This is a genomic window from Amycolatopsis sp. NPDC114503 (assembly GCF_055633655.1).
The window spans coordinates 348,556-360,409 of the sequence record NZ_JBVKDT010000009.1 but is presented as its reverse complement, the minus strand read 5'-3'; the positions used below and the strand labels follow the sequence as shown (position 1 = coordinate 360,409).

The 11,854-nt window shown below is 69.8% G+C and carries 9 protein-coding genes and 1 pseudogene; 8 read left to right on the top strand and 2 right to left on the bottom strand.

The window, feature by feature from the left end; genetic code table 11:
• Nucleotides 1–202: 202 nt before the first annotated feature.
• The 8 genes and pseudogenes from ACZ7OI_RS35005 to ACZ7OI_RS34970 all read left to right on the top strand — a co-directional run bounded on the left by ACZ7OI_RS35005 (nucleotide 203) and on the right by ACZ7OI_RS34970 (nucleotide 8,938).
• Nucleotides 203–607, top strand: coding sequence for a DUF948 domain-containing protein (locus ACZ7OI_RS35005; RefSeq protein ID WP_470268354.1), 405 nt, complete (start codon nucleotides 203–205; stop codon nucleotides 605–607).
• On the top strand, nucleotides 604–906 hold the full coding sequence (locus tag ACZ7OI_RS35000) for a hypothetical protein (protein WP_182890467.1): 303 nt from the start codon (nucleotides 604–606) through the stop codon (nucleotides 904–906). Before ACZ7OI_RS35005 ends, ACZ7OI_RS35000 begins: the two co-directional genes overlap by 4 nt.
• A gap of 78 nt (nucleotides 907–984) precedes the next feature.
• Entirely contained in the window at nucleotides 985–3,648 is a 2,664-nt protein-coding gene (gene alaS, locus ACZ7OI_RS34995; protein WP_470268353.1) for an alanine--tRNA ligase, read from the top strand.
• The gene (gene ruvX / locus ACZ7OI_RS34990; RefSeq protein ID WP_470268352.1) at nucleotides 3,638–4,138 is read left to right on the top strand and encodes a Holliday junction resolvase RuvX; all 501 of its coding nucleotides are present in this window, start codon (nucleotides 3,638–3,640) and stop codon (nucleotides 4,136–4,138) included. Before alaS ends, ruvX begins: the two co-directional genes overlap by 11 nt.
• The gene (gene mltG / locus ACZ7OI_RS34985) at nucleotides 4,135–6,513 is read left to right on the top strand and encodes an endolytic transglycosylase MltG (protein ID WP_470268351.1); all 2,379 of its coding nucleotides are present in this window, start codon (nucleotides 4,135–4,137) and stop codon (nucleotides 6,511–6,513) included. Before ruvX ends, mltG begins: the two co-directional genes overlap by 4 nt.
• Nucleotides 6,497–7,363 carry a shikimate dehydrogenase gene (locus tag ACZ7OI_RS34980; protein ID WP_470268350.1) on the top strand — a complete coding sequence of 289 codons (867 nt, stop codon included), beginning with the start codon at nucleotides 6,497–6,499 and terminating at the stop codon, nucleotides 7,361–7,363. Before mltG ends, ACZ7OI_RS34980 begins: the two co-directional genes overlap by 17 nt.
• Before the next feature lie 71 nt (nucleotides 7,364–7,434).
• A pseudogene (locus ACZ7OI_RS34975) lies at nucleotides 7,435–7,968 on the top strand (GrpB family protein); the annotation flags it as partial.
• Nucleotides 7,969–7,993: 25 nt separating this feature from the next.
• Nucleotides 7,994–8,938: a D-2-hydroxyacid dehydrogenase family protein gene (locus tag ACZ7OI_RS34970; protein WP_470268349.1), complete on the top strand. Its 945-nt coding sequence runs from the start codon at nucleotides 7,994–7,996 to the stop codon at nucleotides 8,936–8,938.
• Here ACZ7OI_RS34970 and ACZ7OI_RS34965 read toward each other — a convergent pair.
• Entirely contained in the window at nucleotides 8,935–10,431 is a 1,497-nt protein-coding gene (locus tag ACZ7OI_RS34965; protein ID WP_470268348.1) for an alpha/beta hydrolase, read from the bottom strand. The genes ACZ7OI_RS34970 and ACZ7OI_RS34965 overlap by 4 nt on opposite strands.
• Nucleotides 10,428–11,243: a serine hydrolase domain-containing protein gene (locus ACZ7OI_RS34960; RefSeq protein WP_470268347.1), complete on the bottom strand. Its 816-nt coding sequence runs from the start codon at nucleotides 11,241–11,243 to the stop codon at nucleotides 10,428–10,430. The genes ACZ7OI_RS34965 and ACZ7OI_RS34960 overlap by 4 nt, the downstream gene beginning before the upstream one ends.
• Nucleotides 11,244–11,854: the final 611 nt, after the last annotated feature.

Genomic DNA, 11,854 nt, shown 5'->3' with positions numbered 1-11,854 from the left:
ACTTTTTTTGTTTGGCGGATAAGGGGGGGGGGTGGTGTGGTTGGGGGGGGGGGTGGTTCTTCTGCCCCCAGGCGGGCGCACCACTCGCTGACACGCCGACTTCCAGGCGATCTCGCCGCGGCGGCGAAGCCGCCGCAATCAAACACAGCCACAGGCGGTAACCTCACAGCACCTAAGACCCCGCACCACCCGAGGAGGGCCCGTGTCGGCAGGGCAGATCGCCGCGCTGATCGCCGCAGGAGCTTTCGTACTGCTGGTCTTGCTGCTGGCGATCCCGCTGCTCAAGCTCGGCCGCACGCTGGACGAGGCGACGATCGCGATCCGCAAGGCGCACGAGAACAGCGACCCGATCCTGATCGGGGCCAACGAGACGATCACGCACGTCAACACCCAGCTCGAGCGCGTCGACGGGATCACCGCGAACGCACAGGCGGTGAGCGGCAACGTGTCCGCGCTCTCGTCGGTGTTCACCGCGACGCTCGGCGGCCCGCTGGTGAAGACCGCCGCGCTGTCGTACGGGATCAGCAAGGCCATCCGCGCGCGCCGCAAGAAGCAGGAAGCGAAGGCTTCGAAGGCGCAGCGCCCGGCCCGCCGGGGGAAGAAGTGAAGCGGCTGTTCTGGCTCGGGGTCGGGGTCGTCGCCGGGGTCGCGCTGAGCCGCAAGGCGAGCGAAACGGCTCGTCAGGCCACGCCGGCCGGGTTAGCATCGAACTTGGGCGACGCCGTGCGGGAACTCGCGGGCGCCGTCGGTTCGTTCGGCGCCGAGGTGCGCGCCGGGATGAACGAACGGGAACAGGAGCTGCACGACATGGTCGAGGAGCGGACCGCCGTGCTCGCCCCGCCTTCGGGCGCGGGCAGGCACGCCGCACGTCGCCCCGCCCGGCGAGCTCGCCGGGCGGAGGGCTGATCTCCGCGCGCCTTCCGCCGCCTCCGACCCCCGTTTCCTTCCCCGGCCGAAGCCGGGTTCCAGCACAAGGACGTACCCGTGGACACACACGAGATCACCGACCGTTTCCTGCGCCATTTCGAGAGCCGGGGCCACACGCGCGTGCCGAGCGCCCCGCTGATCCTGGACGACCCGAACCTGCTGTTCGTCAACGCGGGCATGGTCCAGTTCAAGCCGTACTTCCTCGGCGAGGCCCCGCCGCCGTACCCGCGCGCGACCTCGGTGCAGAAGTGCGTGCGCACGCCGGACATCGACGAGGTCGGCAAGACCACCCGGCACAACACGTTCTTCCAGATGGCGGGCAACTTCTCGTTCGGCGACTACTTCAAGGAAGGCGCGATCGAGAACGCCTGGGAGCTGATCACCAAGTCCCAGGACGACGGCGGCTTCGGCCTCGACCCGGACCGGATCTGGGCGACCGTCTACGAGAAGGACAGCGAGGCGGCCGGCCTGTGGCGCAAGCTCACCGGCCTGCCCAGCGAGCGCATCCAGGTCCGCGACGGCAAGGACAACTACTGGGACATGGGCGTGCCCGGTCCCGGCGGCCCGTGCTCGGAGATCTACTACGACCGCGGCCCGGCGTACGGCCGTGAAGGCGGCCCGGTCGCCGACGAGGACCGCTACATCGAGATCTGGAACCTCGTCTTCATGCAGGACGTCCGCGGCGAGAAGAGCCCGAAGCTGGGCCACCCGCCGATCGGCGAGCTGCCGAAGAAGAACATCGACACCGGCATGGGCGTCGAGCGCGTCGCGACGATCCTGCAGGGCGTCGAGAATGTGTACGAGACGGACCTGGTGCGCCCGGTGATCGGCCGCGCCGAGGAGTTCTCCGGCCGCCGCTACGGCGCCAACCACGCCGACGACGTGCGCTTCCGCGTCATCGCCGACCACGCGCGCACCGGCGTGCTGCTGATCGGCGACGGCGTCACCCCGGGCAACGACGGCCGCGGCTACGTGCTGCGCCGGCTGCTGCGCCGCATCGTCCGCTCCACGCGCCTGCTGGGCGTGCAGGAGCCGGTGCTGCAGGAGTTCGCGAAGGTCGTCAGCAAGACCATGGGCCCGACCTACCCCGAGCTGGTCAGCGGCTTCGACCGGATCTCCGAGGTCGTGCGCGTCGAGGAGGAGGCGTTCCTCGCCACCCTCACCAGCGGTTCGCGCATCTTCGACCTGGCCGCGGCCGAGACGAAGAAGGGCGGCGGCGACGTGCTCGCCGGCGACAAAGCGTTCCAGCTGCACGACACCTACGGCTTCCCGATCGACCTCACCCTCGAAATGGCCGCCGAACAGGGCCTGACCGTGGACGAGGACGGCTTCCGCACGCTCATGGAAGAGCAGCGCAAGCGCGCGAAGGCGGACGCGGCGTCCCGCAAGAGCGGCCACGGCGACCTGTCCGAGTACCGCAAGGTGCTGGAGCAGCACGGCGAAACCGAGTTCCTCGGCTACACCGAGCTGCAGGCGGACGCGAAGGTCGTCGGCCTGCTCGAGGACGGCCTGCCGGTGCGCAGCGTCGCCGCGGGGCACAAGGCCGAGCTGGTGCTCGACCGCACCCCGTTCTACGCCGAGAGCGGCGGGCAGATCGCCGACACCGGCGTGCTGGTCGGCGACGGCGTCGAGCTGAAGGTGCTCGACGTGCAGAAGATCGTGCCGGGGCTGTTCGTGCACCGCGTCGAGGTCACCCAGGGCGAGGTCGGGATCGACACCCGGCTCACCGGATCGGTGGATGCGAACCGCCGCTTGTCGATCGAGCGCTCGCACTCCGCCACGCACCTGGTGCACGCGGCGGTCCGCGGCGCGTACGGCAAGCGCGCGGCGCAGGCCGGTTCGCTCAACGCGCCGGGCCGGATGCGCTTCGACTTCACCACTCCGGGCGCGGTGTCGACCGACATCCTCACCGAGGTCGAGCAGGAAGTGAACGACTACCTGCAGACCGACGTCGAGGTGCAGAGCTACACCACGACCAAGGACAAGGCCCTCGAGCTGGGCGCGGTCGCGCTCTTCGGCGAGAAGTACGGCAACGACGTCCGCGTCGTCGACATGGGCGAGTACTCGCGCGAGCTGTGCGGCGGCACGCACGTCGGCCGGATCGGCCAGCTCGGCCTGGTCAAGCTGGTGTCGGACGCGTCGGTCGGCTCCGGCGTGCACCGCGTCGAGGCGCTGGTCGGCCCGGACGCGCTGAAGCACGTCCGCAAGGAGCAGCTGCTCGTGTCGCAGCTGGCGAACACGTTCAAGGTGCCCTCGGACGAACTGCCCGGCCGCATCGAGGACGTGCTGTCCCGGCTGAAGAACGCGGAGAAGGAGATCGAGCAGCTGCGCACGCAGCAGGTGCTCGGCTCGGCGGGCGCCCTGGCGGACAAGGCGCAGGACGTCTCCGGCGTCTCGGTGGTCGCCGAGGTCGTGCCGGACGTCGACGGCAACGGCCTGCGCGCGCTCGCGTCGGACATCCGCGGCCGGCTCGGCGAACGCGCCGGTGTGGTCGCGCTGTTCGCGCCCTCGGGGGAGAAGGTGGCCTTCGTGGTCGCCACGACCTCCGCGGCGCGCGACAAGGGAATCGCGGCGGGCAAGCTCGTGCCGTCGTTCGCCGAGGCGATCGGCGGACGCGGCGGCGGCAAGCCGGACATGGCCCAAGGCGGCGGCAGCAACCCGGCGGGCGCGGAGCAGGCTGTGACGGCCCTGCGCGCGGCGGTCGCGAACCTTGGCCGCTAACCCCCGGAGAGGCCCGGATCGGCCCGGCGAGTCCGATCCGGGGCGGGGCAGGCGGCTCGCGGTCGATGTCGGGTCTGTCCGGGTGGGGGTCGCGCTGAGCGATCCCGCCCCCGTGCTCGCGAGCCCGCTCGTTACCCTCTCCCGTGATGCGAAGGACGACAGCGATCTGGACCGGCTTGCCGATCTCGTCACCGAACACGAGGTGGTCGAGGTGATCGTGGGCTTGCCGAGGACGCTGGCGAACCGGCAGGGCGCGGCCGCGGACATCGCGCTCGCGTATGCGGAGAAGCTCGCCGGGCGCGTGGGGGACGTGCCCGTGCGGCTGGCAGACGAGCGGTTGACGACGGTCACCGCGTCGCGAATGCTGTCCCAGCGGGGGGTCAAGGGACGCAAGCAGCGCGCCGTGGTGGACCAGGCAGCGGCAGTCGAGATCCTGCAAGCCTGGCTCGACGCCGCCGCCGCGCACCGCGCCCGGAAAGGCGACTCATGACCGACCCCCGCGGCCCCGGCGACCCGGGCGGCCGCCGTCGGCTGCGCAACCCCGACACCCCGGATTTCCCGGACCCCGCAGCGGGTCCCGGCGCTCCGGGCGGGCGGCGCAGGCGACGCGAGCCTGAAGACGAACCACCTCCTCGCCGCGCGCGCGGCGAGGCGCCGGACGGCATGCCGCCGTCCGGAGAACGACGACGTCCGCGTGGCGAAGTTCCTCCGCGTCCTCCCGCCGCGGAGGGACGCCGTCGTGCGCCCGAGGGAGCACCTCGTCCGGCCGGCGAAGCGACCCGTCGCGTCGCACCGGACGCGATGCCTCCCGCCGAGCCGCCTCGTCGCGCGGCCGCCGACGCGCCGCCGGCCCGGCGTCGCCGTCCGGCCCCGCCGCAGGACCGGCCGAAGCGCTCGACGGAGAACTGGGACCTGCCGCCGCACGCGGCCGACGACCTTCCGCGCGCCCGGCCGCGCCGGATAGCCCCGGGCGATGCACCGGTGGCCGGGAACGAAATTCCGCCCGCTGACGTCGAGCCGCCAGCCGGTCGCCGCCGTCGCCGCGAGGACGTTCCGCCTCCGGCCGACGCCGAGCCTCCGGCAGGCCGTCGCCGTCTCGAAGACGCGCCGCCGCCGGTCGAGCCTCCCGCTGGCCGTCGCCGTCGGCGCGAGGACATTCCGCCTCCGGTCGATGTCGAACCGCCGTCCGGCCGCCGTCGCCGGGACGACGTCGACTCTCCGGCGGAAGCCGCCGCGCCTGGCCGTCGCCGGGCGCCGGACCTGCCGCCGCCCCCTCCGGCCCGGCGTGCGCCCGCGCCGCCGCCGGACGGCTCGATGCCGCCGGATCCCCGGTTCGCCGAGGCCTCGATGCCGCGCGACCCCAGGTTCGCGGACGCGTCGATGCCGCCGGACCCGCGCTTCGCTGAGGCGTCGATGCCGCGCGATCCCCGGTTCGCCGACGCTTCCATGCCGCGCGACCCGCGTTTCGCGGACGCGTCGATGCCGCGCGATCCGCGCAGCCAGCCGCCGCGCAGGCAGCCGGTCGAGCAGCCCACCGAAGTGATCCCCACCGTGCCCGCCGCCGCGCACGAACCGGAGCACCCGGACCAGCAGCCGATCGACGACCTCTTCGAAGACGAGTACGACGAATACGGCGAGTACGAGGACTACGACGACGAGTACGACGGCTACGACGAGGACGGCTACCCCGCCGAAGACGCGGCCGAGCCGCCGGTCGAGGAGCCGCCCGCGAAGAAGCCGCGCAAGAAGCGCAAGCGCGCGATCGGCTGGATCGCGGCGGTGCTCGTGCTCGTCCTGCTCAGCGGCGGTGCCTATTTCGGGTACCAGAAGATCTTCGGCTACGCGGACTTCGACGGCCCCGGCGAGGGCGACGCGCTCGTGCAGGTCGAACAGGGCGACACGACGTCCGCGATCGGCGCGAAGCTCACCGACGCGGGCGTGGTCGCCAGTTCCCGGGCGTTCGTGAAGGCGGGCGCGGAGAACACCGCGCTCAGCAAGATCCAGCAGGGCTACTACCTGATGCGCCAGCACATGTCGGGCGAGGGCGCGGTCGACCTGATCACCTCGTCGACGGCGCGGGTCGGGCGGCTGGAAATCCGGCCGTACACGCAGTTCGACGACATCACCCAGCCCGACGGCAAGGTCACGCCGGGCGTGTACAGCTTGATGTCGAAGGCCTCGTGCGCGACTGTGAACGGCAAGAGCACCTGCATTCCGGTCGATCAGCTGCGCAAGACCGTCGCCGACGCCGACCTCAAGGCGCTCGGCGCGCCGGAGTGGGCGCTGGCCGACGCGGGCAAGGCGCTGAGCAAGGACAAACGGCTCGAAGGCCTGATCGCGCCCGGCGTCTACGACGTGAAACCCGGCTGGAGCGCGACCGAACTGCTCACCGATCTGGTGAAGCAGTCGGCCGATTCGATCCAGGCCGCCGGGCTCACCGCGCAGAACACCGGGCCGGGGAAATCGCCGTACGAGACGCTGATCATCGCGTCGCTCATCGAACGCGAGGCGATCAAGCCGGACTTCGGCAAGATTTCGCGAGTGATCTACAACCGGCTCTCGCAGAGGATCAGGCTGCAGCTGGACTCCACGGTCAACTACGTGCTGGACCGCCCGACGCTGCTCACGCAACCCGAGGACCGGGCGAAAGCGGGACCGTACAACACCTACGCCAACTACGGTCTCCCGCCGACTCCGATCGCGGTGCCCAGCATGGACGCGATCAAGGCCGCGGTCAGCCCGACCCCTGGCGACTGGGCGTACTTCGTGAAGTGCGAGAAGGACGGGCATTCCTGCTTCGCGGTCACGAACGACCAGCACAACGCGAACAGGGCCCTGGCGGAGCAGCGTGGCGTCATCAAATGACCGGCCGCGCCGCGCGGCGGTGCTGGGCAAGCCGGTGGCGCATTCGCTGTCGCCGGTGCTGCACCGCGCGGCGTTCGCGGCGCTAGGCCTGGACGGCTGGACTTACGACCGCGTCGAGACGGATGCCGCTGAGCTGCCCGGGTTCGTCGACGGTCTCGGTCCGGAGTGGGTCGGCCTTTCGGTCACCATGCCGGGCAAACGGGCTGCGCTCGACCACGCCGCCGAGGTCACCCCGCGCGCGGCTGCGGTCGGCGCGGCGAACACGCTCGTGCGCCTTCCGGAAGGCTGGCTCGCCGATTGCACCGACGTCGACGGCGTGACCGGAGCCCTGCGGTACGCCGGTGGCTATTCGCCTTCCGCGAGCGACCAGGCGGTGGTGCTCGGCGCGGGCGGGACGGCCGCGGCCGCGGTGGTCGGATTGGCCGCGCTGGGCGTCACGAAGGTGCGTCTGGTGGTGCGGGAACCGGCGCGGGCCGCGGAAACCGTGGACGCGGCGAAACGCGCGGGGCTGGACGTGGACGTGCTGCGATGGTCCGAAGTGGACTTCGCGGAGCTGGCGGACACTGCGGCGGTGCTGGTCAACACGGTGCCGCCGGACGCGGTCGTGCCGCACGTCGCGGAGCTGGCCCGGGTCGGCAGCGTGCTCGACGTGATCTACCACCCGTGGCCGACGCCGCTGGCCGAAGCCGTCGAACGGCGCGGCGGACGGCTCGCGACCGGGCTCGACATGTTGCTGCACCAGGCATTCGGGCAAGCGGAGCATTTCACCGGGCGACCGGCACCGCGCGAGGAAATGCGGGCGGCGCTGCGCGAGGCGAGCGGAAACATCCTGCCGCTGCCGATTTCCTGATATCCTGGTCGGCTGCTTTCAGTCGACAGGGGGGAATCACTGTGGCCAGTCAACAGAACGACGAGGCGTCGATCCAAGCGGCGTCGGTCGGCACAGCGCCGAAGCACGGCAAACCCATCACGCTCGCCGAGTACGACCCGGAATGGCCGCGTCTCTACGAACGCGAGGCGGCACGGATCCGCGACGTGCTCGGGGAACGCGTGCTGGTGCTCGAACACGTCGGGTCCACGTCGGTGCCCGGCCTCGCCGCCAAGCCCATCATCGACATTCTGCTCGAAGTGCCTGATTCGGACGACGAACCGGCGTACGTGCCCGACCTCGAAGCGGCGGGATACCGGCTGACGATCCGCGAGCCGGACTGGGAGAAACACCGTTTGTTCAAGGGTCCGGACACGAATATCAACCTGCACGTCCATTCGCCGGGCAACGGCGAGACCGAGCGTTACCGGCTGTTCCGCGGCCGGCTGCGCAGCCATCCGGAGGAGCTGGCGCTGTACCTGGCGAAGAAGCGCGAACTCGCCGCGCGGACCTGGGAATACGTCCAGTACTACGCCGACGCGAAGAGCGAGGTGATCAACGCGATCATCGAGCGGGCGCGGAACGCCTGACCCTCGGGTTACGGTGGGCGGCATGAAGATCGCGATCCTCGACGACTACCAGAACGTGGCTCTCCGGTGTGCGGACTGGGAGTCGCTCGGGGCGGAGATCGAGGTGTTCAGCGAGCCGTTCGCCGGGCCGGACGAGGTGGTGACGCGGCTGGCCGGGTTCGACGTCGTGGTCGCGATGCGCGAGCGCACGCCGTTCCCGGGCGCGGTGTTCGACCGGCTGCCCGCACTGAAGCTGCTGGTCAGTACCGGTCGGCGGAACGCTGCGATCGATCTGGACGCGGCGAAGCGGTGCGGCGTGGTGGTGTCCGCGACCGGTGCGCTGGCCGCGCCGACGGTGGAACACGCTTGGGCGCTCATCCTGGCCGGTGCGCGCAATCTGCCCTTGGAGTTTCTTTCGATGCGCGAGGGCGGCTGGCAGGTCGGGCTCGGGATGGCGTTGCGGGACAAGACACTCGGTCTGCTTGGCCTCGGCAGGCTGGGTGCCGAGGTCGCGCGGATCGGCCAGGCGTTCGGGATGAAACCGATTGCGTGGAGCCAGAATCTCACCCCGGAGCGAGCGGCGGAGCACGGTGTCACGGCAGTGTCCAAAGAGGACTTGTTCACTCAGTCTGATGTGCTGTCCGTCCACTTGGTCCTGTCCGAGCGCACCCGGGGTCTGGTCGGTGCTGCCGAATTCGACGCGATGAAGCCGTCCGCGCTGCTGGTGAACACCTCGCGTGGCCCGATTGTCGACGAGTCGGCATTGGTGGATGCGTTGCGCGCCAAGAAGATCGCCGCGGCGGCGTTGGATGTCTACGATGTCGAGCCGCTGCCTGCGGACCATCCTCTGCGGACGCTGGACAACGCGATCCTGACGCCGCACATCGGTTACGTGAGCCGGGAAACGTACGAGATCTTCTACGGCGGCGCGGTGGAGGACATCGCCGCGTTCCAGGCGGGCGAGCCGATCAACGTGCTGAACGGCTAGGGGAACGGCCGGACCTCCGGCGGATAGACAGTCCCGTCCGGAGGCACGGTCAGATCCGCGAAATACCGTGCCATGGCTGCGGAAGCGGCCGTGCTGGGCACGTCGAGCGTCGTGTGCCCGGCACCGTCCACCACGGCCACGTGGCCGTCGCCGAGTTCCCGCGCGGTGGCCTGGGCGTTGGCGAGCGGCGTGACCGGGTCGTTCCGGTTGGCCAGGATCAGGATCGGGTGCTGCCGCGACCGGTTCCACGGCCCGAGGTAGCGGTCCTCGTCCCGCGCGGGCCAGCCGACGCACTGCGCCATCGAAAACACCGGCGCGACCCCGAAGTACGGCTGCCGTTTCGCTTCTGCCGCAGCGAGTTCGGTGTAGCTGGCAGTGTCCTGCGGGAGTTCGCTGTCCAGGCATTGCACGGCGAGGAATCCGGGCGAATGCGTCGGCACACGCGGGTCGAGGACGGGCGCGGGGGAGACTGGCGACGACGGTACGAGCCCGGCGAGCGTCTTCGCCAGACGCGGCCACCGGGACGATTGATACAGCGCCCGATCGATCGTTTCCATCAGCGACGACACCGTCATGCCGCCGACCGGGCCGTGCGTCAGCCGCGCGTAGACCGCAGCGAATTTCTGTTTCAGGTCACCGCCCGCGAACGCGCATTTGTCTGGCCCAGCTGCGTCGCAGGCGGCGAAGAATGCTTCGAGTTCCTGCTGCTGAGCCGTTGCGACGTCGGCGCGCACGTCGACCGGTTTGTGCTGCTGGCCAGGCTGTCCGGTGGCGTTCGCGACGAGGTCGAGCGTTCCGTCGAGAACCATCGCGCGCAGCTTGCCGGGGAACAGGTTCGCGTACGTGCCGCCGAGATGCGTGCCGTACGAATAGCCGTAGAAGTTCAGTTGCTGCTCGCCGAGCGACTGGCGGAGCAAATCCATGTCCCGTGCGACGTTCGCGGTCGACAGGTGCGACAACTCGGCACCCGTGCCCGCCGCACAAGCCTTGCCGACGGCCGCGCTCGCGGTCCAGAACGCCGCGCTGTCCCGCAACGGAGAACCGGCTGCTGGCGGCGTTCCCGGGCACTGCACCGGAGCGCTGCCGCCGATCCCGCGCGGATCGAAGCTCACCAGGTCGAACTTGGCCCGAAGCTCTTCCGGATAACGCGGGCCGAACCGCATCAGCTCGCCGACCCCGTCGGTGCCCGGGCCGCCGAAATTGATCACCAGCGACCCGGCGCGATGCGCGGGATCGGTGGCGGGCATGCGAATCACCGAGAGGTTCAGCTTCGCGCCGCCAGGCTCGCGATAGCTCAACGGAACCGGCGCGGTCGCGCACTGGAATCCGCCGTGGCACGGTGTCCAGTCGAGCTTGGGTGCCGCGGCACCGTTGGTGCCCAACGGAAGCGGAGCGCCCGGCGCGGGCAATGCTTGCGGCGCTGGGGTTTGCGCGGCCGGAGCTGAACAACTCGCGACGAGCAGCAGAGCAGCTAGCGCTGGCCAGAGTCTCACGCGGAGAGTTCCGCCAGCACGGCGTCGGTGAACGGCGGCCACACTTGCGCCGCCCACGGCCCGAATGACCGGTCGGCGAGCCCGACGCAGGCGTGGCCCGCTTCCGGATCGACCCACAGGAAAGTCCCCGACTGCCCGAAGTGGCCGAACGTGCGCGGCGAGCTGTTCGCACCCGTCCAATGCGGACTCTTGTGGTCGCGGATTTCGAACCCGAGACCCCAGTCGTTCGGTTTCTGGTGCCCGAAGCCGGGCAGCACGCCGTTCAGCCCGGGGAAGGCGATTTCGGTAGCCGCATTGAGGGTTTCCGGCGCGAGAAGCTTAGGTGCCTGCAGCTCCGCGGCGAACCGCAGCAGATCGTCCAATGTGGACACCGCGCCCGCGGCGGGCGAGCCGTCCAGATGGGTCGACGTCATGCCGAGCGGTTCGAACAGCGCTTCACGCTGATACTCGGCGAACGCGATGCCGGAATGCTCGGCCAGCGCGTCGGCAAGCTCCTCGAACCCGGCGTTGGAGTACAGCCGGCGCGTGCCGGGCTCGGCCATCGCCTTGTGCGCGTCGAAGGCGAGCCCCGAGGTGTGCGCGAGCAGATGCGCGACGGTGGAACCCTCCGGCCCGGCAGGCGTGTCCAGCTCGACGACGCCCTCTTCGATCGCGATGTGCGCGGTGTAGGCAGTGAGCAGCTTGGTGACCGACGCGAGCCGGAACGGACGGGCCGGGTCGCCGTGGCGTCCGCGCACCTCGCCGGAAGCGGAGACCACCCCGGCCGCGGCGTTGTCCACTGGCCATTCGTCGATCAGGCGCAGACTCTCCATGTCCGCCAGCATAATAGAGCCGTTCGGCGGCCAACTAGTCCGCCCATCATTGGTCTCTAGCGCCGTGTGGGTCCGCAAAGCTTCCACCTGATGGAGCAACCGTCGCAGCTTGGCGTCATGTCTTGTCTTCGGTCACTCGGTTGGCGGGTTTCCGTCCTGTTCTCCAGCAGTATGGTCGTAGTTGCAGGGGAGGGCGTGGGGATAAGCTCAGTCGGAGATTGGTTTCGATATTTCTGGAACTGACTTCCTTTTTTGGATTTCAACTTGTGGTGGCAGGTTAAAAACACTGCTACCCTTGTGTTCTCTTTGCTCTCGAACTGTCCTGCATGGTCAGCATTTATCGCAAAGGGATGATAAAATGGAAAATGACGCGCGAATTGCGTTCTTGAATCGCGTTGAGGTGAATCTCGATTCGCCTGCGCCTAGGGCTGGGTTGAACCATGGTGCACGCCGGCTGAGAACCAAGCTTGCGGTGGGTGCACTTGCTGCTGGAGCCGCCCTTGCCGGTTTCGGCGGAGTTGCAGAGGCGGCGCCAGTCACGTCGGCGCATGCGGCGACATCGCGGGCGGTGAAGGTGATGTCGTGTGACCTCGAGCCTATTCCGCGGTCTC

Bases quoted from the DNA above. Each gene is read 5' to 3' on its own strand.
- mltG (WP_470268351.1), top strand. From the start codon at position 4,135: ATGACCGACCCCCGCGGCCCCGGCGACCCGGGCGGCCGCCGTCGGCTG.
- ACZ7OI_RS34960 (WP_470268347.1), bottom strand. From the start codon at position 11,243: ATGGAGAGTCTGCGCCTGATCGACGAATGGCCAGTGGACAACGCCGCG.
- ACZ7OI_RS34970 (WP_470268349.1), top strand. From the start codon at position 7,994: ATGAAGATCGCGATCCTCGACGACTACCAGAACGTGGCTCTCCGGTGT.